Annotated in this window: 22 protein-coding genes and 3 pseudogenes; 8 read left to right on the top strand and 17 right to left on the bottom strand. The window is 59.1% G+C overall.

Annotated features, from left to right (window positions below; genetic code table 11):
* Positions 1 to 77 precede the first annotated feature (77 nt).
* The 4 genes and pseudogenes from RBH71_RS16060 to RBH71_RS16045 form a co-directional block, all read right to left on the bottom strand.
* Positions 78 to 602: a BA14K family protein gene (locus RBH71_RS16060; protein WP_003511720.1), complete on the bottom strand. Its 525-nt coding sequence runs from the start codon at positions 600 to 602 to the stop codon at positions 78 to 80.
* Positions 603 to 826: 224 nt separating this feature from the next.
* A complete protein-coding gene (locus RBH71_RS16055; protein WP_003511718.1) occupies positions 827 to 1,291 on the bottom strand; it encodes a BA14K family protein in 465 nt (154 codons plus the stop codon).
* A 181-nt stretch (positions 1,292 to 1,472) separates the two neighbouring features.
* Positions 1,473 to 2,554 (bottom strand): annotated as a pseudogene (locus tag RBH71_RS16050) (2Fe-2S iron-sulfur cluster-binding protein).
* A gap of 7 nt (positions 2,555 to 2,561) precedes the next feature.
* Complete coding sequence (locus tag RBH71_RS16045; RefSeq protein WP_003511714.1) at positions 2,562 to 3,806, bottom strand: aromatic ring-hydroxylating oxygenase subunit alpha; 1,245 nt, start codon at positions 3,804 to 3,806, stop codon at positions 2,562 to 2,564.
* 332 nt (positions 3,807 to 4,138) lie between these two features.
* On the opposite strand from RBH71_RS16045, the gene RBH71_RS16040 reads away from it, so the two are divergent.
* The 3 genes from RBH71_RS16040 (at position 4,139) to RBH71_RS16030 (ending at position 7,271) form a co-directional block, all read left to right on the top strand.
* Entirely contained in the window at positions 4,139 to 4,747 is a 609-nt protein-coding gene (locus RBH71_RS16040) for a DUF6656 family protein (RefSeq protein WP_003511712.1), read from the top strand.
* A gap of 64 nt (positions 4,748 to 4,811) precedes the next feature.
* Positions 4,812 to 5,789, top strand: a complete 978-nt coding sequence (locus RBH71_RS16035) for an L-threonylcarbamoyladenylate synthase (protein ID WP_003511711.1) — start codon at positions 4,812 to 4,814, stop codon at positions 5,787 to 5,789.
* Between the two features lie 48 nt (positions 5,790 to 5,837).
* On the top strand, positions 5,838 to 7,271 hold the full coding sequence (locus RBH71_RS16030) for an FAD-binding oxidoreductase (RefSeq protein ID WP_003511708.1): 1,434 nt from the start codon (positions 5,838 to 5,840) through the stop codon (positions 7,269 to 7,271).
* A 27-nt stretch (positions 7,272 to 7,298) separates the two neighbouring features.
* Here the strand turns inward: RBH71_RS16030 and RBH71_RS16025 are convergent, their stop codons facing one another.
* On the bottom strand, positions 7,299 to 7,817 hold the full coding sequence (locus tag RBH71_RS16025) for a hypothetical protein (RefSeq protein ID WP_003511706.1): 519 nt from the start codon (positions 7,815 to 7,817) through the stop codon (positions 7,299 to 7,301).
* 288 nt (positions 7,818 to 8,105) lie between these two features.
* Here RBH71_RS16025 and RBH71_RS16020 point away from each other — a divergent pair, with 288 nt between their 5' ends.
* The 3 genes from RBH71_RS16020 to RBH71_RS16010 all read left to right on the top strand — a co-directional run bounded on the left by RBH71_RS16020 (position 8,106) and on the right by RBH71_RS16010 (position 11,081).
* On the top strand, positions 8,106 to 9,263 hold the full coding sequence (locus tag RBH71_RS16020) for a PA0069 family radical SAM protein (protein ID WP_323687416.1): 1,158 nt from the start codon (positions 8,106 to 8,108) through the stop codon (positions 9,261 to 9,263).
* A 337-nt stretch (positions 9,264 to 9,600) separates the two neighbouring features.
* Positions 9,601 to 10,254: a ribonuclease HII gene (locus RBH71_RS16015; protein ID WP_019564214.1), complete on the top strand. Its 654-nt coding sequence runs from the start codon at positions 9,601 to 9,603 to the stop codon at positions 10,252 to 10,254.
* Positions 10,255 to 10,391: 137 nt separating this feature from the next.
* Complete coding sequence (locus tag RBH71_RS16010) at positions 10,392 to 11,081, top strand: hypothetical protein (RefSeq protein WP_003511701.1); 690 nt, start codon at positions 10,392 to 10,394, stop codon at positions 11,079 to 11,081.
* 218 nt (positions 11,082 to 11,299) lie between these two features.
* Here RBH71_RS16010 and RBH71_RS16005 read toward each other — a convergent pair.
* The 12 genes and pseudogenes from RBH71_RS16005 to RBH71_RS15945 all read right to left on the bottom strand — a co-directional run bounded on the left by RBH71_RS16005 (position 11,300) and on the right by RBH71_RS15945 (position 23,204).
* Positions 11,300 to 11,786 (bottom strand): annotated as a pseudogene (locus RBH71_RS16005) (F0F1 ATP synthase subunit B).
* Position 11,787: 1 nt separating this feature from the next.
* Entirely contained in the window at positions 11,788 to 12,429 is a 642-nt protein-coding gene (locus RBH71_RS16000; protein ID WP_003511698.1) for a F0F1 ATP synthase subunit B, read from the bottom strand.
* 81 nt (positions 12,430 to 12,510) lie between these two features.
* On the bottom strand, positions 12,511 to 12,738 hold the full coding sequence (locus tag RBH71_RS15995) for a F0F1 ATP synthase subunit C (RefSeq protein ID WP_003494147.1): 228 nt from the start codon (positions 12,736 to 12,738) through the stop codon (positions 12,511 to 12,513).
* A 73-nt stretch (positions 12,739 to 12,811) separates the two neighbouring features.
* The gene (locus tag RBH71_RS15990; protein WP_003511697.1) at positions 12,812 to 13,561 is read right to left on the bottom strand and encodes a F0F1 ATP synthase subunit A; all 750 of its coding nucleotides are present in this window, start codon (positions 13,559 to 13,561) and stop codon (positions 12,812 to 12,814) included.
* 60 nt (positions 13,562 to 13,621) lie between these two features.
* Positions 13,622 to 13,987, bottom strand: a complete 366-nt coding sequence (locus RBH71_RS15985) for an AtpZ/AtpI family protein (RefSeq protein ID WP_003511695.1) — start codon at positions 13,985 to 13,987, stop codon at positions 13,622 to 13,624.
* Positions 13,988 to 14,257: 270 nt separating this feature from the next.
* Positions 14,258 to 15,409 (bottom strand): cell wall hydrolase, encoded by a 1,152-nt coding sequence (locus RBH71_RS15980; RefSeq protein ID WP_003511694.1) that lies wholly within the window; start codon positions 15,407 to 15,409, stop codon positions 14,258 to 14,260.
* Between the two features lie 146 nt (positions 15,410 to 15,555).
* Positions 15,556 to 17,475: a potassium transporter Kup gene (locus RBH71_RS15975; RefSeq protein ID WP_003511693.1), complete on the bottom strand. Its 1,920-nt coding sequence runs from the start codon at positions 17,473 to 17,475 to the stop codon at positions 15,556 to 15,558.
* Between the two features lie 15 nt (positions 17,476 to 17,490).
* A complete protein-coding gene (gene corA, locus RBH71_RS15970) occupies positions 17,491 to 18,468 on the bottom strand; it encodes a magnesium/cobalt transporter CorA (protein ID WP_003511691.1) in 978 nt (325 codons plus the stop codon).
* 337 nt (positions 18,469 to 18,805) lie between these two features.
* Positions 18,806 to 19,957 (bottom strand): Mrp/NBP35 family ATP-binding protein, encoded by a 1,152-nt coding sequence (locus RBH71_RS15965; RefSeq protein ID WP_111801209.1) that lies wholly within the window; start codon positions 19,955 to 19,957, stop codon positions 18,806 to 18,808.
* A gap of 127 nt (positions 19,958 to 20,084) precedes the next feature.
* Positions 20,085 to 21,307 (bottom strand): annotated as a pseudogene (locus RBH71_RS15955) (CmpA/NrtA family ABC transporter substrate-binding protein).
* 78 nt (positions 21,308 to 21,385) lie between these two features.
* Positions 21,386 to 22,126, bottom strand: coding sequence for a helix-turn-helix transcriptional regulator (locus tag RBH71_RS15950; RefSeq protein ID WP_003519040.1), 741 nt, complete (start codon positions 22,124 to 22,126; stop codon positions 21,386 to 21,388).
* Between the two features lie 208 nt (positions 22,127 to 22,334).
* Positions 22,335 to 23,204, bottom strand: coding sequence for an IclR family transcriptional regulator (locus tag RBH71_RS15945; protein WP_003519043.1), 870 nt, complete (start codon positions 23,202 to 23,204; stop codon positions 22,335 to 22,337).
* An 83-nt stretch (positions 23,205 to 23,287) separates the two neighbouring features.
* Between RBH71_RS15945 and RBH71_RS15940 the strand changes: the two genes are divergently transcribed.
* Together RBH71_RS15940 and RBH71_RS15935 are read left to right on the top strand one after the other, a co-directional pair.
* Complete coding sequence (locus RBH71_RS15940) at positions 23,288 to 24,058, top strand: SDR family NAD(P)-dependent oxidoreductase (protein WP_003519044.1); 771 nt, start codon at positions 23,288 to 23,290, stop codon at positions 24,056 to 24,058.
* Positions 24,058 to 24,972, top strand: coding sequence for a 2-dehydro-3-deoxygalactonokinase (locus RBH71_RS15935; protein ID WP_003519045.1), 915 nt, complete (start codon positions 24,058 to 24,060; stop codon positions 24,970 to 24,972). Before RBH71_RS15940 ends, RBH71_RS15935 begins: the two co-directional genes overlap by 1 nt.
* Positions 24,973 to 24,989: the final 17 nt, after the last annotated feature.

Genomic DNA, 24,989 nt, shown 5'->3' with positions numbered 1-24,989 from the left:
GGCTCGTAATAACTATCAGGCTGGTCAATCCCTACTCCGTCTTGCCGGATGAAGGCCGGAGTGACGGAGTAGTGCTATCAGCTGTAAGGCGAATAGCAGGGCTGGCGTGGGCCATTGTAGGGCTGGAACGTGTTGCTATAGGCATCGTAGGACCGATACCGGCCATAGCACCAGTTCACATGCGCCTGGCTCATGCCGGCACGACGGACCGGACGATATTCGCGGTAGACCGGACGCGGGCGATATTCCGGAACCGGACGGTAGACTTCGCGCGGCTGCGACAGTGCGCCGCCGATGATCGCGCCCGTCGCAAAGGCTGCGAGCGGGAACCAGTAACCGTCGTGGTGACGATAACCCGGGCGGTAGTCGCGATAACCGCGATGGCCGCCGTACCAGCCGCGGCGTTCGCCGCCCCAGCCGCCACGATTGTCACGATCGCGCCAGTATTGCACATTGACGACATTCTTGCCGGCATCGTTACCCAGGGTCTCGACACTCTTCGGCGCCATCAGCAATGGCATTGCCTCAGCGGGAACAATCGCTCCTGCAACCACGATTGCAGAAAGACCGACAGCCAGGATATTCTTCACATAGCTTCTCATCTGACTTCCTCCATTCACGACGGTCGACAGGCCGTTGCACGTGAATAATAACACCTTTTTCTTTTTATCCAGCCAGTTTGTCGGTGCTGGCTGGAACATCACAGGTTGCAGGCTAGGCGCTTTCGCCTGAACCCAGCATTAACGGCGTTGTCACGCTTCGGTTACCGAAACTCGGCACTCGAAAGCAAAAGCCCGGATCGGATCCGGGCTTTCGAAAGGCGTGCTTAACGGCTGTATGGAGATACGCATACACGACGCGGACCGCTGTTCGGCTGGTAGCTGTTATCGTAGGCGCGGTAAGAGCGCCAACGGTTCTGGCACCAGGCAACATGGCTGCCGCCATAGGCCGGTCTCGGCTGCGCCATGGCGCCGCCAATGATTGCGCCAGTGGCGAAGGCCGCCAGCGGGAACCACATTCCGTTGTGATAGCGGTAGCCCGGACGGCGGTCGCGATAGCCGCGATGGCCGTTATAATATCCGTCCCGCGACGGGCGCGGACGATACATGCGGTCGCCATATCTACGGTCACCTCGGCGGTCCCATTCACGATACTGTACCGGCACTACATTCTCGGTTGAGATTGCCGGCTTCGCCATCGGAACAGGCGCCTGGAACGCCTGCGACGGCGTGAAGCTTGTCAGGAACAGGACAACCGCCGTAGCGACGCTCGTCGTGCGGAAATTCATCATGATCTTTCCTCCGTTTGCTGTGGCGCGTTGAACCGCGCTTTCTAACTACTCGGTCTTGTCGGAGGTAGGGGCAGCCCCATTGAAACACCCGAAAAGAATTCGATGACGTGCAAACGAGTTTTAAGACCTTTGGTTCCGGTTCAAAAATAGATTCCCGCATAAGACGCAGGATTTCGTGCGCTCAGGCTTCCACCTTTACGTCGGTCAACGGCCGCGAGCAGCAGGCGAGAATATAGCCTTCATCGATTTCGTCATCGAGAATGCCGCCATTGTGGTTCATCTCCACCTCGCCGGAGAGCTTCAGCACCCGGCAGGTGCCGCAAATCCCCGATTGCAGGCGGCACCGATGCGCACACCGGCGGCGCGCGCCGTCATCAGAACGGTCTGGCCGGGCTGGCACGGCACTTCCTTGCCGGAAAGCGTAAACCCCACCATCGAGAGTGCTTCGCCATCCGCCACTGTGTGAATACTCTCGCCCACAGCAACCGGGGCGGCTGGCGAAAAGCTTTCCTGGTGGTAACGGCTCATGTCGAAGCCGGAAGCATCCAGCATGGAGCGGATGGCGGCCATGAAAGGCTCCGGTCCACAACAGAACACCGTGCGATCCATGAAATCAGGCGACAGAAGCGCAATCTTGGCCTTGTCGACCATGCCCTTCAAGCCGGACCAGAGATCAGTGCGGCCGCAATTTTCCACGATGAAACCGAGCGACAGTTTCGGCATGAAGCGGGCAAGATATTCCAGCTCGTGACGGAACACGATATCGGATGGCGAGCGCGAGCAATTGATGAAGGCGATGTCACTCTGCGGCGCGCGGTCGCTCATGTCGCGCACCATCGACATCATCGGCGTCACGCCGGAGCCGGCCGAGATGAACAGGTATTTGTCGCCGGGATGCCGGACATAAGAGAAATCGCCGAGCGGGCCGAGCGCCCGGATTTTCATGCCGGGCTTCAGATTGTCGAACATCCAGCGCGTGCCGATGCTGGTGGCCTGCGCCTTGACCGTGACCGACAGCGCATAGGGCCGCGACGGGCTGGAGGACAATGTGTAGGTGCGGTAGAGCGGCTCCTTGCCTACCGGCAACTCCAGTGTCACGAACTGGCCCGGCAGGTAACGGAACCAGTTCTGATCCTCCGAACGGAACAGGAATGTCATCACGTCAGGCGTCTCGGGCGTCACCGAAATGCATTCCAGCAGGTGAAGCTTGTCGCTCCACGGCTTCATCTCGTCTATGTGCTTGTAGGTCACAGCCATATTCATCTTCACGTTACGCTACTGCCGAAAGGCGGGCCTTGTCGCCCGACAGCCGGTCAACCATGAAATCGGCATACCAGTTGACGAACTGCATCACGCCGCCCTCGTCTTCCATGGAATAGGGGCCGGGCTGGTAAGCGGGCGAGCGGATGCCGAAGGCGTTTTCCTCAACGATGCGACGGTCCTGATCGTTGGTTTCGTTCCAGACGTGCGTGAGATCCTCGAGATCGTAATCCACGCCTTCAACCGCATCCTTGTTCACCAGCCATTTGGTAGTGACCATGGTCTCATTGGCGTTGAGCGGCAGCACGCGGAAGGAAATGGTGTGGTCGCCGAGGAAGTGGTTCCAGGTCGTCGGATAATGGAACAGAAGCAGCGCGCCGATATGGCTGATGCTGACATCATCGGAAAGCGGCCGGCGCACGGCGCGTTTTCCCGACATGGTGTAGCTTTCCGCCTCGCCGATCAGCGGCATGCGGGCAACACGGAACTGGCCTTTCGGATCGATCTTGAAGCGGCTCGGCAGGCCGGCAGCCTCGCAGCGTGCCCAGTGGCCACCGATCTCGGGATCGCTTGCACCACCGTCAGTACCCGTAACGCTCGGGTTTTCAGGATAGGTGCGGCAGAGTTCCGGATGGTTGGCGGCGCAATGGTAGCACTCGCGGTTGTTTTCCCAGACGAGCTTCCAGTTACCCTTTTCGATGATCGTGCTTTCATGCGCGACCTTGGCTTCCCAGATGCGATGCGGCGCCATGTAGCTTTCGACCTCGGCGCGCATCGGCGCGAAATCGGCGGGCTGGTCTGCCAGGCAGATGAAGACGTAACCGGCAACGGTTTCGCAGTGGACCGGCTTCAGGCCGAATTCAGCCTTGTCGAAATCATCGCCCATATGGCGGGCAAACAGCAGCTTGCCGTCCAGATCGTAGGTCCACTGGTGATAGGGACAGACGAGGCGTGCGGACTGGCCCTTATGAGAAGAGCAGACGCGGGAACCGCGATGGCGACAGGAATTATGGAGGGCGCGAATCTGTCCATCGCGACCGCGAATGATGACGACGGAATAGGCGCCGACCTGAACGGTGATGTAGTTACCGGCCTTCGGCACTTCGCAATCATGGCCGACAAACAGCCAGTCGCGGTACCAGATGGTTTCCATGTCCAGATTGAAATAATCCGGGTCCGTGTAGAAAGACTGTTCCAGGCTGAAGCCTTCGCGGCGGTTCTTCAGCTGACGCAGTACGGTATCACGCAATTCCATGGCCAAATCCTCGATCAAACCGCCCTGCCCCACACCATTTATCGGACTGCGGAAGTGTGATCCCATCTAAACATCAGCGTTCATTTGCGGTAGCGCAGACAGCGACATCGGCTTCCGCATTGGCGACAAATTGCGACATGCGCCAATGGCTGTTGCACGCCATTCCGCTGCGAAATCCGGCAGCTATTCCCCGCCGGAAACCACGTCGCAATATGACGCATGATGTCGCGCGGCTCCCTCTCTACCCGTTAAAAAACGGGGGTTGTGGCGCAACGGAGTTTTAACATGCCCTAAACTATATTGCCTGATCGACAACAACGAGGGCGTTCCGGGTGGAGAAGGCGACACGCATACGTTATTTCGATGCCGGCAAACATTCGGTCACGCCGATACGTTCAAAGACCGCGCATTCGGATTTCCTGCGAACCGGGCGCATCAGCCGCTACGAAGAACGCTGGCTGCCGAGGGAACGCGTCTATTACAGCCATGACGAAGTGGCGGCGATGACCGGGCGCAAGCTCGAGGCTGCTGCCGACGCCACCCATAGCCGTCTCAATGGCTTTCACCAGTCCATCCGTTTTCCCAAGATGATTTTCCACCATCTGCTGGATGAGCGGCCGCATCTCGGCTATTGCCATGTCACGGCAGCGAAAACCAGTTTCGACGCCGAGCGTCATGTGCTCTGGTCATTCTATTTCGCGAATTTCTTCGCCGAGTTGAGCGGGGCCGAGAACTTCTTCGAAAACATCGATGCGCGCTATTCGCGGATGTATTTCGCAGTCGCCATCAACGCGCTTCCAAACAAGAACGTCGCCATCGATACCTCCTTCCATCGCGGCGGCCTGCTGTTCCAGACCCACGACCCGCGCGTAGCGCTCAAAAACGTGCTTATGCTCGGCGCCCGCTCGGACGAGATGCGCAAGATCATCAAGGCAATATAAAAGCCACGATAGCGCTTTCCATAAGGCCCTGAAATACGCTATTGACGCCCTGAAAGGCAGCATCATGGCGCGTCATATCGATATCGAAAACGAGCGGGAAACCGCCTTGCAGGCGGCCGTCGAGGAGCTTTCCCGCGGCCAGCCAATCGCCCTGCCCACGGAAACCGTCTACGGCCTTGCTGCGGACGCAACCGATCCGGCGGCCATTGCCCGCATTTACGAAACGAAAGGCAGGCCGCAGTTCAATCCGCTGATCTGCCATATGGCCGATATCGCCATGGCCGAACGTTATGCGGTTTTCGATCCCGTGTCGCGACGCCTCGCAGAAACCTTCTGGCCGGGCCCGTTGACGCTGGTTCTGCCGCTGAAACCGGCAAGCGGCATTCACTCACTCGCAACGGCCGGGCTCGATACCGTCGGCATTCGCGTTCCGCAGGGTTTCGCCGGTGATCTGATCCGCCGGTTCGACAAACCTCTTGCTGCGCCCAGTGCCAATAGTTCAGGCAAGATCAGCCCCACGAGTGCCGCCCATGTCGAGGCCGATCTCGGTAACAGGATCAACCTCATTCTTGATGGCGGTGCTGCCTCCGTCGGTGTCGAATCCACCATCGTCAAAGTGGAAGACGACGGGCGGGTGCGGCTGCTTCGTCCCGGCGGCATCGTCACCGAGGAGATCGAGCGCATCACCGGCACCCAGCTCGAACGGCCGGAAAAGGCATCAGCCGCCATCGAGGCACCCGGAATGCTCGCCTCGCATTATGCGCCCGGTGCAGCCGTTCGCCTCGACGCGACATCCGTTTCTGCCAACGAGGCACTGATCCGGTTCGGCGGCATCGCGGTTGAGGGACAAGAGACGGCCCGTACCGTTCTCGACCTCAGCCCTTCCGGCGACCTTGCCGAGGCAGCCGCCAATCTGTTCGATTATCTCAAAGCAGCCGATGCGAGCGGTGCCGCGACAATCGCGGTCACAACCATTCCCGCACACGGTCTTGGAGAGGCGATCAATGACCGCCTTTCCCGCGCCGCCGCGCCGCGAGGCTGACGGTACTTCACCATTTCGCCCACCGTTTCAAATGACAGCGAGACGCCAATGACAATCGCAGCCCCCTCCTCCGACATCCTCGACCGCTTCACTGCCATTGTCGGCGAAAAAAACGCGGTGCGCGACGCTGTGGAAATGGCGCCGCGTCTTGTGGAGAATCGCGGGCTTTACCATGGTGCGTCACCGCTGCTGCTCAAGCCCGGCACTGTCGAGGAGGTTGCAGCCATCCTGAAGCTCGCCAGCGAGACCGGCACGCCCATCGTGCCGCAGACCGGCAATACCGGCCTTGTGGGTGGCCAGACGCCGCGTGCTGACGGAACCGACATCATCCTCTCGCTCGAGCGCATGAACCGTATCCGCGACATCGATCCGGTCGCCAACACCATCGTTGCGGATGCCGGTTGCATTCTCGACGACATTCACAAGGCCGCATCGACCGTGGAGCGGATGTTCCCGCTGTCGCTCGGTTCGCAGGGCTCGTGCCGCATCGGCGGTAATCTGGCCACCAATGCCGGCGGCACGGCAGTTCTCGCTTATGGCAATATGCGCCAGCTTTGCCTGGGGCTTGAAGTGGTGCTGCCGACAGGTGAAATCTGGGACGGGCTTCGCCGGCTGAAAAAGGACAATACGGGTTACGATCTGCGCGATCTCTTCATCGGTTCGGAAGGCACGCTCGGCGTTATCACCGGTGCGGTGCTGAAGCTTTTCCCCGTGCCGCTCGGCCATCAGGTGGGTTTTGCCGGTCTTCGATCCACCGACGATGCGTTGAAGCTGTTCGAAATGGCCTCGAACCTCTGCGGCACGGCGCTGACCGGTTTTGAGCTGATGCCGCGCATCGGCGTGGAATTCACCGCCAAACATATTCCCGGCGTGCGCGATCCGCTACAAACGCCGCATGACTGGTACGCGCTCATCGATATCTCCACCTCAGATTCGGCTGAGACGGCTGAAACAATGATGCAATCGCTGCTGGAGCGCGGTTTTTCGGCCGGGCTGGTCGAGGATGCGGTGATCGCTTCATCGGAAGCGCAGCGTCAGGCGCTCTGGCATATGCGCGAAAGCATGTCGGATGCGCAAAAGCCGGAAGGCGGCTCTATCAAACACGACGTTTCCGTTCCGGTGTCGAAGATACCGGAATTCATGGCAACGGCGGAAAAGGCCGTTCTTGCCGCCATTCCCGGCGCCCGCGTCTGCGCCTTCGGCCATCTGGGCGATGGCAACATCCACTACAATATTTCCCAGCCGGTTGGTGCGGACAAAGCTGAATTCATCGGTCGCTGGCGGGATATGAACGAGATCGTGCACGGCATCGTACTGTCGCTCGGCGGCTCGATTTCGGCCGAACATGGCATCGGCCAGTTGAAGCGCGACGAACTGGCCGCGATCAGGCCTGGCATTGAAATGGACCTGATGCGACGCATCAAACACGCCTTTGACCCCGCCGGCATCATGAACCCCGGCAAGGTTATCACCGCCCGCTAGGGACAGCAGCTTCATCATCGTTGCAGGTTAGTTGGAAGTTCTCGCCGTCCAGGCGGGAACCAGTTCCGCATTCAGGCGGCGCGGCTTTTGCGCGTGCACGAGCTGTGTCAGGCCCATGCCGGATTTTGCGATCGCCACCGCATGTTTCTTCGGCATCAGGTAGCCGCATTCCAAGGGAGGACGGCGGCGCACTATCCGGCTGAAAAAGGGCCGCTTGTGATACCGGGACGGCGAGAAACGCGCGGGCTCGGCACAGACAGCCACATATTCAAGAATCTCTTCGATCCAGCCGCTCTGCGGACGCGCACCCGGTTCGACCAGCAGGATCCAATGCCCGCGCGCCGAGCGCATGACATCCTCAATATCCCACTGCGCATAAAAACGGCAGCCAGCGGCATCGGCGACGCGCGACGATCCATCGCGCGAACCGTGATCGAGGATCACAACGTCGCTTACCAGCCCTTCCACGGCCCCGGTTACAAGCGCAGACAGCGTATGCGCCAGTTCCGGTTCCTGATCCCGGCATTCCATTATGACTGTCAACATATGCATAGCTCTAACGCATCGCACAATAAATTGCCACTGCACTGGATGTCAGAAAATCCGCGACCGTTCAGGCTTAACTCTAACCCACCTTCAGGTGGGATTGACACAAACAAGACCCCGGCCGCGGGTGTGCCAGCTATCGATTTTGCATTTTTTGTTCTTGTAATGTTCTCATTTTTGCGGTAGGAATTTAATCATTCGAAGAAGCAATGAAACGCCGGTTCGAGTGGAAACGGTTTAGGGCGTTGGCTTGCCTTGAGAGGCGTGCGGCACCCTGGGAGCATCCAGATGAGAGACCATACGCTTTCGGGGCAGGCTGCTTTCCAGCCGAGCCATACGCCTGACATTGCCAATGCGCTGGCCGATGCGTCGGGCCTGCGCATCGAGATCGACCGTCGTCGCGGGCGTGGTGCCGGACTTAACCCGGGCGGGCGCTTCGAGGCCCTGCAGCGGGAGGTTTTCGACGATGGCTGGCAGACCCTCGAGGAGCTGCCGGAGTTCCGCACCGAAGTGCAGGTGGAAAAGCCGCGCAGCATCATCAGCCGCAACGAATCGCCTGACATCCCTTTCGACCGTTCCATCAATCCCTATCGCGGCTGCGAACATGGCTGCATCTACTGTTTCGCCCGTCCGACGCACAGCTATATGGGGCTTTCTGCGGGGCTGGATTTCGAGGCGAAGCTTTTCGCCAAGCCGGATGCGGCAAAGCTGCTCGAAAGGGAGCTGGCGAAGCCCGGCTACAAGCCGCGGGTCATTGCCATCGGCACCAATACCGACCCCTATCAGCCGATCGAGCGCGAATGGCGCATCATGCGGCAGATATTGGAAGTGCTGGCAAAGGCCGACCATCCCGTCGCCATCGTCACCAAATCGGCCCTGATCAAGCGGGATATCGATATTCTGGCGCCCATGGCCAAGAAGGGTCTAGTGAAGGTTGGTATTTCCGTGACGACGCTGGACCGCAAGCTGGCACGCAGCATGGAACCGCGCGCCGCCACGCCCGAAAAGCGGCTGGAAGCGGTCAAGGCGCTGACGGATGCCGGAATTCCCGTGGCGGTGATGATGGCACCTGTCATTCCCGCACTCAACGATCATGAGATCGAACGCACTCTCGAAGCCGGCAAGGCCGCTGGCGCAACGGAGGCCTCCTATGTGCTGCTGCGCCTGCCGCTGGAGGTCAGCCCCCTCTTCCGCGACTGGCTGCTGCGCAACTATCCGGACCGCTACCGGCATGTCATGTCGCTGGTGCGCTCCATGCGCGACGGCAAGGATTACGATGCGGAATTCGGAAAACGCATGAAGGGTGCTGGTCCCTATGCATGGCAGATCGGCAGGCGTTTCGAAATGGCGACGAAACGGCTTGGCCTCATCCGCCGCGGCATTCACCTGCGCGACGATATCTTCGTGCCGCCGGGAGGTGCCGGCGTGCAATTGTCGCTGCTTTGAAAATATGAGGCCCGCTTGGCCGATCGAAGGCGCATTACGATGCGCGCAACGATACCCAGCGGTGCAGACACATAAGGAGTGGTGGCCCTTTCCTGTTGAAGGAGCCATGCTCTTGACGAAATGCCCGGCGGGTTTTCCCTGGCCCGTCGGACATCACCCCCGGAACCCGCCGCCTCGCGTGCGATCGTTTTTCCTCCGCCGCCCCGTTGGAGGATCAAAGGTCATGACGACCTAAGGGGCACGGTTGGCCACGCCCCTTGACCCGGCTGGCCGCGCCCGTCATCGCCCGCTTCCGGGGGCTTGCAGGAGATCGGGTGTGTGTGCAAGTTTCTGCCGCATGAAACGCCGCACCACACCCGATTCTCCTGCCCTCTTTGATCTCGCCGATACGGGACCCGATTTCTCCTTCGAACTTGAAGCGAGGAAGAAGGGGCTTTGGCCCGTGGCCGGCACGGATGAGGCAGGCCGGGGACCTCTCGCGGGACCAGTGGTTGCGGCAGCTGTCATTCTCGATCCCGACAACATTCCTGGTGGTCTTGACGATTCCAAGAAACTGACCAAGCTGAAACGGGAAAGCCTGTTTCTGCAAATCATGGAAACATCGATCGTTTCCGTCGCCTCCTCTGGCCCCGGTCTTATCGACACCATGAATATCCTGCGCGCCAGCCTCGACGCGATGCGTCGCGCCGTACTCGGCCTCGAAATCTCCCCAGCCCTCGTGCTGGCAGATGGCCGCGACAAGCCGCCGGGCATCACCTGCGAGTCGAAGGCCGTCATCAAGGGCGATTCCCGCTCCCTCTCAATCGCCGCCGCTTCGATCATCGCCAAGGTGACCCGTGACCGGATGATGGAACGGGCCGGTGTAGTGCACAGCTCCTATGGTTTCGAAGGCCATGCGGGTTACGGCACACCAGCCCACCTGCGCGCCATAGAAAGCCATGGGCCCTGCCCGCTGCACCGGATGAGTTTCAGGCCGCTGAAGCAGGACTGATCGAAAACCACGATCCTGAAGCGGAGAATGCGGCCTCGCCCCGGATTTCAGCGCCCTGCCGTGAGGTGACGATCTCCGTCTCCACTGGTAGAATTCTATCTCAATGCGTGGACTTGACGGGCCTTGGGAGAAGAGATTTGGATTTCATGAAACTGTTGAAGTCGCTCGAGGAACTTCTCTACGAGCTGGTTTCATGGCTCCTCTTCTATCCGCTGACAATGTGGCGATCGGTCGTCGCACCGCTCAGCATGATGCGCTACGCCGATAGCGAACTCGCGGATCGGCTCGAGGACCAGTATGACGACACACTGAGTCCGCCCCTCTTCCTCCTGATCACTCTGCTATTTTCGCAGGGGCTCTCCGCCTCCCTTCCGACCATTTACGATCCCACATTGGCCGCCCGGGAGCTTGGTTCGGGTTCGAACCTGCTCATAGCGCGTGGCGTTATATTCGGGATTTATCCGCTGTGTATGGCCGTCACGCTTCTGCGGTGGAAACGGGTGAGGATCACCCGAAACTCCCTGCGTCCGCCGTTCTTCAGCCAATGTTACGTGGCTGCGCCGTTTACATTTGTCCTGGTTCTGGGCTTCGATTTTGCATCCATGCCTCTGGAACATGGCCTTACGTTCGGGCTCGCCATTATCGCGCTCGCAACGATCTGGTATGCGCAGGCTCAGATAAGATGGCTGATGCAGGATCTTGGCTTGGGTATCGCGAAAGCAGGCCTGGCTTTCAGTGGCGCATTTCTGGTTGCCACCGCGGCAGCTTTTGTACTGGCAGTGCTGATAGCGCTCGAGGCCAAGACAATCTATCCCGCGATCACTTAACAAGCCTCGACAAACCGGCAGCCACGAATTGCCGGCCAGCATCCAGTCCACAAAGCCGATGCTTTTTCTCCAAAGGTCGACAGACATCGATAGACACGCTGCAAGCCGGCACCACAGTGTGCAACCGCGAGCCTGCCAACACCGCCCCTGGTTGAGGCATAAAACAAAAAACCCCTCGCGGCGGGTGCCGGAGGGGTTTTGAATAGTCCGAGATGAACTTAGTTGAGCTTCGACTTCACTTCGCCAATGGTGTTGGCGAAAAGTTTGGCCTTTGCGGCAGCGGTGGTCTTTTTCGGCAATGAGCTTCTCGGAAGCTGCAATGGCGATGTCCACGGCGGCGGCACGAACGGCGCCGATGGCGTCTTCTTCTGCCTGCTTGATCTTCTGTTCCGACAGGGCCGTGCGGCGGACGACGAATTCTTCCGTCTTCTGCTTGGCTTCGGCGGTCAGGGCGGCCGCTTCGCGTTCGGCAGCGGCAACGATGCCGGCTGCTTCAGCTTCGGCTTCCTTGCGCTTGCGCTGGTATTCGGCCAGCAGGTGCTGTGCCTCTTCGCGCAGACGCTTGGCTTCGGCCAGCTCGTCCTGAATGTTCTGCGCGCGCTCGTCCAAAGACTTGGAGAGCATGCCCGGAACCTTGAGATAGGCGATCAGGACGAAGAAAAGGACAAGACCGACAAGAGCGAAAAATGATGCATCAAACGCCATATCAGGCTCCCTTCACAGTCGAAGCGGCTGCAATGGCGGCCTTGACGTCGGCATCCTTGACCTTGGCGCCAACCAGCTGGTCAACGATTGCGGTCGCGGTTTCCTCGGCAATGGCGCCGACATCCGCGAATGCCTGATCCCTGATACCCGCAATGCGCTTTTCTGCGGCGGCAAGCTTCTCGGCAAGTCCGGCTTCGATAGCGACGCGGTCGGCATCGGCTTTCGCCTTGGCGGCGTCACGTGCCGCGGAGCCTATCGAGCTTGCCTTGGCGCGGGCTGCCGCGAGTTCTTTTTCATAGGTTTCGACGGCTGCGTCGGCTTCGCTTTTCAGCCGTGCCGCTTCATCGAGATCCTGTGCAATGCGCCCATGACGGTTTTCAAGAATGCCGCCGACGCGAGGAACGATGACCTTCTGCATGAGCAGGTAGAAAAGGCCGAACGTGATCGCCAGCCACAGGACCTGCGATGCATAAGTAGACTGGTCGAACGGCGGGAAAACGCCGGAAGCACCGTGTTCGGCGCCGTGCGCTACACCGGTTTCCGTGTGCGTGGCTTCCGGTTGCGGCTGGCCGACAGCCGGAGTTTCCGTATGCGTTTCACCTACGGTCGGTGCTGACTGGGCATAAGCCTCGGTCACGAACATGCTCACCTCCAGGGGGACTGCAAATGCGAAGGATCACGGCACGCAATTTGCGCGAGCCGTGATCCAGACCTGATGCCGTTATTAGACAGCGAACAGGAGAAGGAGAGCTACGAGCAGCGAGAAGATGCCCAGAGCTTCCGTAACGGCGAAGCCGAATACCAGACGGCCGAACTGGCTGTCGGCAGCAGAGGGGTTGCGCAGTGCGCCGGAGAGGTAATCACCGAAGATACGGCCGAGTGCGAGGGACGTACCAGCCATGCCGAGGCATGCGAGACCTGCGCCGATGTACTTTGCTGCTTCCGCTTCCATGTGAGACTCCTTGAGATATTGGTTGTTGCGGCTATCTTTTGGCGCCCGTTGCCGGGGCCAGCGACTTTACTTCTCAGTGACCACCATGCACGGCGTCGTTCAGGTACATGCAAGTCAGTACCGCGAACACATAAGCCTGCAGGAAGGCAACGAGAAATTCGAGAGCGGTCATTGCGACCGTCATGATGAGAGGCAGGACTGCACCGCCGATACCGAGCGCGCCGAGCGCACCCATGGAGGCGACGAAGCCTGCGAAAACCTTGAGCGTGATGTGGCCAGCCAGCATGTTCGCGAAGAGACGAACGGAAAGGCTGATCGGACGCGACAGGAACGAAATCATTTCAATTGACGCGACAAGCGGCAACAGCGCCTTCGGCACGCCAGAAGGTGCGAAGATGCCGAAGAAATGCAGACCGTGCTTGTAGAAACCGTAAACGACGACCGTGCCAATGACGAGGCAGGCAAGCGCGAAGGTGACGATGATCTGGCTGGTGACCGTGAAGAAATACGGGAACATGCCGAGAAGGTTCGCAGTCAGCACGAACATGAACAGCGAGAATACGAATGGGAAGAACACCATGCCCTTTTTGCCGGCGCCTTCGCGCAGCATGGAGGCGATGAATTCATAGGACATTTCAGCAACGGACTGCATGCGGGTCGGGATCAGACCGCGGCTCGACGTTGCGAAATAAAGGAAACCGGAAGCGGCGGCCACGGTCGCGACCATGAAAAGCGACGCATTGGTGAAGGAAAAATCGACGCCGCCAATTTCGATCGGAATGATCGGCTGCACCAAGAACTGATGGGTCGGATCGTTTGCCACCGGCTGCCCTCTTTACCTGTCGCCGCTCATGGCGGCATCTCAACTGCAAGAAAAAACAGCTTAAACGCCGTCTTTTCCACCCTCGTCTCGCTTGTCGGCTCTCTCAAGCAGCGGCGGCTTTGCCACCGCGCCCGTGGAGCGCAACACATTCAATACGCCTGCGCAGAAACCGAGAAGAAGAAGAACGATCATCCCCCACGGCGTCGTGCCGACAAAATAGTCCAGAAGATAACCCAGCATAGCGCCGACCACGATGGCCGAAATGAACTCCGATGAGAGCTTCACCGCCATCGCAAAGCCTTTCCGGCTTTCCGCGGCATTGGTCTCTGCCCTCACTTCCGCCTCATCCTCCGCCTTCACCTTTGCCAACTCTTCGGCAAGGCGCTTGCGACGCTCGTCTAGACTATCGTCACGGTTGCCAGTCATCTTAAAATCCCACCCATTTTCTCCGTTCCAGCCATGCCAGAACCCTTTGGAGTTGTAAACGGTGACGGATTAAGCCTGTTCCAGCCCGCTCTGAAGTCGCGCGCAACATAGTTTTAGGGGCTTCGCTAGTCAAGGCACTGGCGAAGCTTGTTTTTTGACAAATTAAATATTTAAAAACAAAGGCTTAACGCCAAATCGCAGTTTGTCGACGATGTTTCCCCCGGGAATCGGCATTTTTGACACGCAAATTGCGACAAATTGGCGGTGGTATCAGCTCCAGCCGCCACCATAGGTTCGATAAAAGACGTGCAAGCCAATCCTGCCGACCTTCTTCATGGATTTTCCCCAGGCGGGACGAACATAGACGGCATGATAGTGAGTCGCCGAGCCCACTTCCGTCAGCCAGATTTTGCCGGCGGTGGTTGCCATGGCCACTTCGCGCGCCATTTTCCAGTGACGTTCGGAATTCACCCGGTCCTTTATATTATCGCAGGCGAAGGAGAACTGGCAGCGGTTGCGCCAGTCCTTGTTCTGATAAACCACACCGCAGATGGTTTTCGGATAAGCGGGGTTGCGCACGCGGTTAAGGATCACCTGTGCCACCGCCGCCTGTCCCTTGACCGATTCACCGCGCGCCTCGAAATAGATGCCGGATGCGAGGCATTGCTGTTCGGCTGCGGAAAACACGGCAGCGGGCAGCGGCGTTGCCGCCCATGCGTGATCGTCCGCGCCGATCAACGGCACGAAGCGGCCGGCCTCCGGCTTTTTCAGAATGGCGTCGAACGGCGATTCACGGGCGAAATCCGGTTCGGCCGGCGCGTAAGCCGTGGCGAGAATATCGGGAGTCCTGTTGGTGACGAGTTCCGCCAGCATCGGAGAGACGCTTTTGTCCGCCTTCTTTTCATCACGGCGGAAATAGAAGGAGGCAAGTTTGACGTCGCTGCCGCGTTTCGGTTTCACGAAAGCCGTGCGGTCCTTGCGCTTCAGCGGCTCTATATCCAGCATGCTGGTGCGTTCCAGCACGGAACCGGCGGTGAAGGCCTTTGGCGGCTGCATGATTTCGGTTGCGACGATGCGACCCTTCTTGGCGGCACGGTTGACGCGCTCGCTGTCGGGTGTCGTCTCGTCACCCTTCTTGTTGGTAACGAAAGCCACCTTGCGGCCATCGGGCAGGGTCATGCCGCTGCCATGCAGCGCCGCCTCCCCTTCCGCATCGTTAAAGGTGAGCGAGGCATTATGGACAGAGCCTGCCGGAGACGCGGTCAGCACCATGCGCCATTGCTCGCCGCCATTGTCCAGCCCTGCCAGCAGGGAGGCCAAATCCGCGCGTGCGGCAATGGAAGGAAAGACGAGCCAGGCAGCTAGGCCGAAGACAACGGGTGAGGTCCATGCCTGAAGGGACGCAAAGGACCGACGACGCATTACTCTTTTCGAACGCAAAACCAGCACTCCGAACACCAGGAACCATATTTGTTACAGGTGTTCGAGAATCTCTTATTAACCTTGATGCTTGGTTAACGCCGCGCGCGGGCGCGGCTTCACGTTAATGTGTAACCACCTTCTAATAATCAGACGACGACGTGAGACCCGAGTTCCACCACGCGGTTGGCCGGAAGGCGGAAGTAGTCCGAGGGATCGGCGGCCGTTTCGGCAAGCGCGATGAACAGTCGGTTCTGCCAGCCGGGCATGCCCGATTTCGGATCCGGCACCAGCTTGCGGCGACCGAGATAAAACGAGGTGGACATGATGTCGAACTTGTAACCCGTGCGCCTGAGGTAACCGAGCGCCTGGGTGACGTTCTGCGTTTCCATGAAGCCGAAATGCAGTTCGACTACGGCAAAACGATCGCTCAGCTTCGTCAGTGTGTAACGATTTTCGGGGCGGACGCGCGGCTGGTCTTCCGTGCGGATCGTCAAAATCACGTTCTTGTCGTGCAGGACGTGGTTGTGCTTGAGATTGTGCAACAATGCAGCGGGTGCGGCATCCGGATCGCCAGTCAGGAAAATCGCTGTGCCGGGCACGCGCACCGGCGCATGGGCGCTTTCCTTTTCCACCGAAGCCACGAAAGCCTTCAGCGGCACATCGCTGCGGCGGGTTTTGGCGAAAAGGATTTTCGAGCCGCGCTGCCAGGTGGTCATGATGATGGTGAAAGCGATTGCCAGCAACACCGGCACATAGCCGCCATCATGTATCTTGAGCAGGTTTGCACCGAGGAAAATCAGTTCCAGCAGCAGAAGCGGCGCCAGCACGCCAATCGCCAGCCAGATGGACCATTGCCAGCGCTTGCGAACGAATTCGAAGAACATCATGCTGGTGACGACCATCGCGCCGGTAACGGAAATGCCGTAGGCGGTGGCCAGTGCATCCGAACTTTTGAAGGTGAGCACCAGTGCGACGACGCCGAACAGCAGGATGGTGTTGACGGCGGGAAGATAGATCTGCCCGGTATTGGTTTCCGAAGTGAAGAGGATTTCCATGCGCGGCAGATAGCCGAGATGGATCGCCTGACGCACGAGCGAGAACGCGCCTGTTATAACCGCCTGGCTGGCGATGATGGTGGCGGCGGTCGCCAGAATGACGGCCGGCAGGATCGCCCATTGCGGGAACATCAGGTAAAACGGATTGGACATCGCCGCCGGGTCCTTGAGAACCAGCGCGCCCTGACCGAGATAATTCAGCGTCAGTGCCGGGAAAACCAGACAGAACCATGCCCACTGTATGGGACGGCGGCCGAAATGGCCAAGATCGGCATAAAGCGCTTCAGCACCGGTGATCGTCAGGAAAACCGCGCCCAGCACAACGATGCCATAAAAGCCTTCATTGGCGAGAAACTCGACCGCATGCCAAGGGTTGAAGGCATAGAGAATGCCGAAATCATCGGCGATGTGAATGAGGCCGGCTAAACCCATGACCAGGAACCAGACGGCGGTGATCGGTCCGAAGAATTTCGCCACCGTTCCCGTACCGTGCGATTGGATCGCGAAGAGGCCGATGAGAATGCAGACGGAGATCGGAATAATAAAGTCGTCCATCGCCGGAGTGACGAGCTTCAGACCCTCCACCGCCGAAAGCACTGATAGCGCCGGCGTGATCATGGCATCGCCCAGGAACAGGGCTGCGCCGATGAGGCCGAGCACGATGAGAACGCTGCGGTGAGTGCCCGCCGTCTTCATCAACAGCGCCAGAAGCGAGAGTGTGCCGCCCTCGCCGTCATTGTCGGCGCGCAGCAGGAGCGTGATGTATTTGAACGTTACGATGATCGTCAGAGACCAGATCATCAGGGATGTCAGGCCGATGACTTCTTCTCTCGTCACGCCATCATAGGCGATCGGCTTTAGCGCTTCGCGGAAGGCATAGAGCGGGCTGGTGCCGATATCGCCGTAGACGACGCCGATAGAACCAAGGATCGCGGCATAAAGCCCCTTGTTCTGATGCTTGTCATCCGAATCCGGCTTCTCGGTAAAGTCCTTGTCTGCGATTTGAGACATGATGATCCTGGCTCCTTAGAGCCAGCCCTTCCAACGGAAAAAGAGAAACGGGATGATTGCCGACATCAGCATGACGACGAGCGCGAGTGGATAGCCAAACGTCCAGTTCAACTCCGGCATGAGCTGAAAGTTCATTCCGTAAACCGATGCCACCAGAGTGGGCGGCAGGAACACGACCGACGCGATCGAGAAGATCTTGATGATGCCGTTCTGCTCGATGTTGATGATGCCGAGAGAAGCGTCCAGCAGGAATGTCAGATTGCCGGAAACGAAGGAGGCATGTTCGCTCAACGACTGGATATCCCGACCGATCGATTTGCTCTGTTCCCTCGCTTCCTTGTCCTGCTGGACCTGCCCACTTGTGGACAGGAAAGTCTGCAGGCGTGCAAGGGAAGCAAGGCTGTCACGAACCTTGGAGATCAGCCGGTGATAGGCGGCAATGTTCGTCAGTCGGTCTTCTAGATAACGCGGCGCCTTGCGCTTGCTGCGCGCCTGGCTGCCGAGAAGATCGGCGGCGAGATTGTCGATGCCTGCCACCGAGTTTTCGAGAATTTCCGCCGTGCGATCGACGATGGTTTCCAGCAGTTTCAGCAACAGCGCGGTGCCGCTGCGCATCTCGTGCGGGACGCGGGTGATGGCGGCGGTGAAGAGGTGGAATGATTTCGGCTCGGCATAACGGATCGTCACAAGGCGCTTGCCGGCAAGAATAAAGGCAACATCGGTCAGGCGCGGACCGTCGGAATCTGCCTTCCAAACCAGAGAGGCGGTCATGAAGACGTTGCCATCTTCCATGTAAAGGCGGCTGGAAGGTTCGATATCCTTCAAATCCTCGCGGGTCGGCAGCTCTAGCCCCAGCAGTTTTTCAACATACTGCTCTTCCGTCCTCGTCGGATTGATAAGGTCGATCCAGACGATATCGTCGGGAATCTGTTCACGGCCGTCGTCTGGCGACAGGCTGATCGCCTCGCAGTTGGCGCGATAGGCTTTTATCAATCCGTTTCTCCGGTCCGCATCGCTGGCTTCAGCCGCAATGCTGCTTAACATATCCTGTTCAAGGTCGGCAAACCTTTGGACGACACTTCAGGGAACACCGGAACGAGCGGGATTTTCACATCCCGCCGGACTGACGGACCAAGAACCAAACGGCGCAGGGCTATGCTCCCAAAGCGAGACCCAATCAAGCAATATTTTCTCGCGACAGCATTGCAGGCGATGCATCTCTGGCGTTCAAATGCATCGGCCTTTCCCGAAGCCACCAGTTAACATATTGTTTTTAAAATATATCCAGGCACGACAACCGCCCGGCCTTTTTCTTTCCTTAACCGGTACGTTATTCGAAAACGATTTTCGGGGCGGCTTTTCTTTCGCCCGCACCGATGCGGGCCCAGACTTTTTCCGCAATATCGCGGTAGATGGCGGCCTGCGGACCATCCGGCTCGGCGGCAACGACCGGCGTTCCGGCATCAGACATTTCACGGATGGAAATGGTGAGCGGCACTTCGCCGAGGAACGGCACGCCAATCCGCTCAGCCTCTGCCTTGGCACCGCCATGGCCGAAAATATCATAACGCGCGCCGGTATCCGGTGCGATGAAGTAGCTCATATTCTCGACGACGCCGAGCAGCGGCACTTCCACCTTGCGGAACATGGTGATGCCCTTGCGCGCGTCGATCAGCGCCAGATCCTGCGGCGTGGAGACGATGACGGCGCCGGCGAGCGGCACCTGCTGGGCGATGGTGAGTTGCGCGTCGCCGGTGCCAGGCGGCATGTCGAGCACCAGCACATCGAGTTCACCCCAGGCGACTTCACGCAACATCTGCATCAATGCGGACTGAACCATCGGCCCGCGCCAGATCATCGCCGCTTCCTCATCCACCAGAAATCCCATGGACATGACCTTCAGTCCGTAATTTTCCATGGGAATGATGATGCGGTCTTCCTGCTGCTGCGGGCGTCCTGAAATCTTCAGCAGTCGTGGCAGCGAGGGGCCGTAAATGTCGGCGTCGAGCATGCCAACCTTGAGGCCCAGCGCCTGTAGGCCCAGCGCCAGGTTGACGGCGGTCGTGGACTTGCCGACCCCGCCCTTGCCCGAGGCAACGGCGATGATCGCGCCGACGCCGGGAACGCCGACCTTCGACGAGCCGGGTTGCGCGGGCGGGCGGCCGGTTGCAGCCGCAGGGCGCGGCGGTGCCGGCGCCGGGCGCGCTGGTGCGGGTTGTTGTGTGCCGGGTTTGCGATCCGCCGTCAGCGCGACGACGGCACCGGCGATACCCGGAACGCCCTTGGCGGCCTGTTCAGCCGAAAGCCTCAACGGCTCCATGTCGGCTGCCCTGTCGGCCGGGACGGTAATAGAGAAATAGGCTTTCGCGTCGGCGATGAAGATTTCCGAGACCATGCCAAGCGCCACAATGCTTTTGCCGCTGCCCGGATAGATGACTGCCTCCAAAGCCTTTTCGACCTGGTGCTTGCTGACCTCTGCCATATGTTTACTCCGCTACATCATCCCGCCGGATATGGGCTGCATTCCGCGCCATCCATAGACAAACGCGGCCCGTTCGCCAATGCCAAACCGCAAACAGCGGATCACCGCGACGGTTTATTCGCAGACTTCAGATTTCGTCGTCCATATCAAGCGTTTCCGGATCGAAAACCCGACCATCGAAAAAACAGTCGGGGCCGAGGACAAGACCCGAGCGTGACGCCCCGACATGGACCGGCTCCCGCAACGTGCCTTCCAGCTTCAGGTTCGCGCCCGGCACCGGCACGAAAAGCGGCTTCATCGCCTTGCGGAAGATATCCGGCCGATAGGCATTGCGCGCGGCCTCCACCACGGCTGCATCGAACCGGCGATCGGGGGGAACCTCGCCCCAGCGCAACATCTGGCTGAAGAACCACAGCGCCTGGCTTTGCCAGGGAAATTGGCGGCCTTGGCGCTTGTTACGAAAAACTCCTGAAAACGCTGCATGTCCCTTTGCGAAGTGGAAATATAACCCGTCAGCGCTGGAAGCAGGAATTCGCCGTTCTCGTCAATATAATGGGGGGCGGCAAGAATGCCGGTAAGTTCCTCGATATTGGCGGAGTTGGCGCACCATTCGCCGGCGCGATAAAGCGAACGCAGCAAGCCTTCCAGCACAGTGGCGTTCTCTTCCGCCCAGGGCCGCTTCACGGCCAGTATCTTTTCAGGCGCATTGTGCCAGATCAGCGCTCCCGTGGTGACGATCCGCCCGCCGCCGCCCAGCACCACAGCGCTGCCCGCCGGTTCGGCGGTACAGAGCGCATCGACCTTGCCGCTTTCCAAAAGCGCCGGCATAGCCTTCGGCAGGGCTTCAACGATTTCCATGTCGCGGCCGAGCAGCACGCCGCAGCTTCCGAGCAGATAACGCAGCGCATAAAACGGCGTGGACACGATATCCTCGATCGCAAAGACCGGCGGTTTTTCACCCGCCGCCCGGCGCGCGGAACAGACACGGGCCATCGCCCGCCCGAACGCGGCCGGGTCCGGCAGCTTCATGCCCTCCCGGTAAAGCTCGTCGAAAAATCCGTGCGAAACGGTCGTTGCCGATCCGCCAAGGGAAAGAGTGAAGACGCCGACAATATCGGCCGGCAGGTCATCGAGGCCAACCGCGGAACCGACGGGAACCGCGGCGGGCAAATGGGCGATCTGAACCTCGTCCTCGCCAAGTGCTGCAAGCACGGCGCGCGCGGATTGTTTTCGGATGAGTTCCAGTTCGACGCCTTCGTCGGCAGCAAAGCCTTTTTCGGCAGCGGCTATCAGTACGGCGCAATCGACAGTCGGAGAAAACCCCGCTTTTATCCTATGCCGTTCCGGCAAACGATTTCTCCTTCCCGGTGATTCGAAAGAAGGATCGCCCAGGAACCCATTTATCACAATGATAAATTTGCGGTTTCGCTATTTAATCAGACCGACCCGGAGCGCCTTTGCGACGGCTTGGGTGCGGTTGACCGTATCGAGTTTTTTCGTCGCACGGTTCAGGTAGTGATTGATGGTATGTTCCGAGAGCATCATGATTTCAGCGATCTCGGCGCTAGTCTTGCCGGCGGCCGTCCAGTTCAGACAATCTATCTCGCGCTCGTTCAACGTCTCGGGAACCCGCAGATCAAGGCGGCGGATTTCTGATAGCCGGGCAAAGATGTGGCTGGAAATGTAAAAAAGTTCCGCCAGCTGGCTGGTGGGCAAAGTCGTTTTGTTACCGGAAAAGGACACCGCTCCCCGCATCGTGGTGATGTCGTGAACGGGAAACCACACCGAATTTATCATATCGAACCGCTCAAAAAGTCCGATGACCGGTTTCTTCGGCGCGTTTTCGTCGCCGCTGACCAGAAAATCCAGGGAGACGGAAAAGGGTGTGGTCGATTTTTTCAACTGCGCCATCACCCGGCTTCTCTGCAGCAGGCCCTCTTCATCATAACGCTGCAAAAGCTCGGCCGGCCAGCTGGTGATGATGGTGCATTGCGACAATTCGCTCGCCATTTCGGCCGAGAGGTCAAGCACCATGAAGGCCTTGAAACCCCAGGCTTCCGTCAGCCGTTTCAAAAACCGGAATATATCGAATTGCGTGTTGAGACCGGCGATCTCGCGAACGCAATCAACACCAATCGACTGAACGGCGGCCGTCTCTGTTTTCTGCATGAAGCGGTTCTTCAAAAAAGAGAAAATACCGCCGCAAAGGCCTGCCTTCGTGCGGAAATTGCGCGGATGTTACTCGCCAAAATGATTCATGCAAACAAAAGTTGAAACTTAATTCCGAATAATCGAAAATAAGATTTCACTTACACGCATCGGCGCGCGATCTGCCGTTTTTGAAGCGGAAACCAAAAGCTTCACGCATCCATTTTTCTCAACCATTCGCAACCGGAGATAATCTGCAGGCAAGTTCTGCCGAAATTTGATCGGCCGTTTCGCGCACCAGAGGACCCCATTTCTGCAGTTGCTCCACATCCACGCGATAGGCTGGGCCGGTGACGGAAATCGCCGCGAGAAAATTGCGCCCCGGCGCCCTTACCGGCGCGGCAACGCAGTGAATGCCGATCTCATGCTCCTGAAGGTCGAAACCGTAGCCATTGCTGCGAATGGCGTCCACATCCTGCGCCAGCATTTGCGGGGTTACGATCGTATTTTGCGTGAAGCGGTGGAAGTCCAGCTCTGCGGCAAGTGCAGCGAGATCGTCAGGGGAAAGTATTGACAGCGCGGCCTTGCCCACCCCTGTGCAATAGGCGGGGGATGTCTTGCCCACCTGCGAATGCATGCGCAAAGTATGCTTGCCCTCCATTTTGTCCAGATAGGTGACTTGCCCGCCATTCAGAACGGCAAGATGCACGGATTCCTGCGTCGCCTCCTGCAATGCCGCCAGATGCGGCGCGGCAACGCTGCGCAGATCATTGCTGCTCCAGGCCTTGGCAGCCAATTGCAGCAGCCTCAGACCCACGACATAGGTCTGGTCGGCGACATGATCGACCAGACCTTCGGCCACGAGATGGGCGAGCTGGCGGTGCACCGTGCCGCGCGGCTGGCCGCAAGCCTCGACAACGTCGGTGAAGCGCATCGGTCTTTCGGCAAGGGCGATAAGCTCCAGAAGCGAGACGGCCTTACCAAGCGTGCCGGTTACGCTTTCCTTTTTTCGCTCCAAGGCAGGAACCACCTCATGCTCGCTGTCATTTGGGTTTCTGTGATCGGGCATGGCAACATCCACCGTCATCTGTCTTGACATAAGTCTGCGGCCAAGAGAATAATTCCATTTAGTAAAATCTAGTTCCAAATAATGGAACAATCAAGCCCCTACTGGACGAGACGATGCCGATGATGCAAGCCCATTTCCCTGACCTCAAGGACGCGGGCGTGCTCGTCACCGGCGGCGGCTCCGGCATCGGGGCATCGCTGGTGGAGGCCTTTGCGGCGCAGGGCGCAAGGGTCGCGTTCATAGACATCGCCGAAGAGCCGAGCGTGGCGCTCGTTGCGCGGCTTGCTCATGCCGCACGCCATCCGGTCCATTTCTTCAAGACCGACCTGCGCGACGTTGCGGCGACCCGGCAGAGCGTGGAGGCGGCGGCAGCTGCAACCGGCGGCATCAAGGTGCTCGTCAACAATGCCGCATGGGACGACCGCCACGACATCGATACCGTCACAGAAGCCTATTGGGATGCCAATCAGGCCGTCAATCTCAAGCAGATGTTCTTCACGGTTCAGGCCGCCTTGCCACATCTGCGGCAGGCGCAGGACGCAGCCATCATCAATTTCTCCTCGATTTCATTTCTGCTGAACATGGGCGAGCTTCCTTCTTATGCGGCAGCCAAGGCCGGCATCATCGGCCTGACGAAAAGCCTGGCCGGACGGTTGGGGCCGGAAAATATCCGCGTCAACACGCTGCTGCCGGGCATGATCGTGACGGAACGGCAGAAAGAATTGTGGCTGACGGACGACAACGTCACCTCGACCACGGCACGGCAATGTCTCAAGCGCACGCTTGTCGCCGCCGATCTGGTGGGTCCGTGCCTGTTTCTCGCATCATCGGCATCGAGCGCGATCACCGCGCAATCCATAATCGTAGACGGAGGCCTGTTATAATGTCTGAACCCGCTTTTATCGCCGTCGACTGGGGCACGACCAGTTTCCGGCTCTGGCTGCTCAGCCGGTCCGGCGCGGTGCTGGCTGAGCGCAGAAGTGCTGAAGGCATGACGACGGCCATGCGGACCGGCTTTACAGAGGTGCTGCAATCGCATCTCGGTGCCATCGGCGCACCGGAAAAACTGCCGGTTCTTATCTGCGGCATGGCGGGTGCGCGGCAAGGCTGGGTGGAGGCCGGTTATATCGACGTGCCTGCATCGCTTTCAGCGGTTCTTGATGGTGCGGTGCGCGTGCCGGGTCAGGAGCGGGATGTCCGCATTCTGCCGGGGTTGGCGCAGCGGGACAAAAACGCACCTGATGTGATGCGCGGCGAAGAAACGCAATTGCTCGGTGCACTCAGCTCCGCCGGTGGCGGCAGGAAGCTGGTCTGCATGCCCGGCACCCATTCCAAATGGGTAACGGTGGATGGCAGCGACGTGACGGGCTTTGCCACCTTCATGACCGGTGAGCTGTTCGAGGTCATCTCGAAACAGACCATCCTTTCCCATGCGGTGGCAGAAGCCGAAGCCTTTACCGGCGAGCACCAGGTATTCAGGGCGGCGGTGCGCGATATCTACGCCAATCCGCAGCTCGCCACCAACCGTCTGTTCACCCTGCGCTCCGGACAATTGCTGCACGGCCTCACCGCGACAGACGCCAAGGCCAAGCTTTCCGGCATCATGATCGGACTGGAAATCGCCGGTGCGCATTCCTCCGTACGGCGGGACACGCCGGTGGTGCTGATCGGCTCCGGCGCGCTCGGTGCGCTTTACGAGGGTGCATTCGCAGCCCTTGAGATTCAATATACTGTCATCGACGCAGACGAGGCCGTTCGGCGCGGGTTGTTAGCCGCCGCAAATGCCATCTGGTCATAGATTATTCAGTGGAGCGG

This window comes from Rhizobium sp. AN68 (assembly GCF_030758035.1).
In the GTDB taxonomy this organism is placed as follows: domain Bacteria; phylum Pseudomonadota; class Alphaproteobacteria; order Rhizobiales; family Rhizobiaceae; genus Agrobacterium; species Agrobacterium tumefaciens.
Note: the sequence above shows the minus strand (reverse complement) of the source record. Positions and strands in the feature narration are given on the sequence as shown.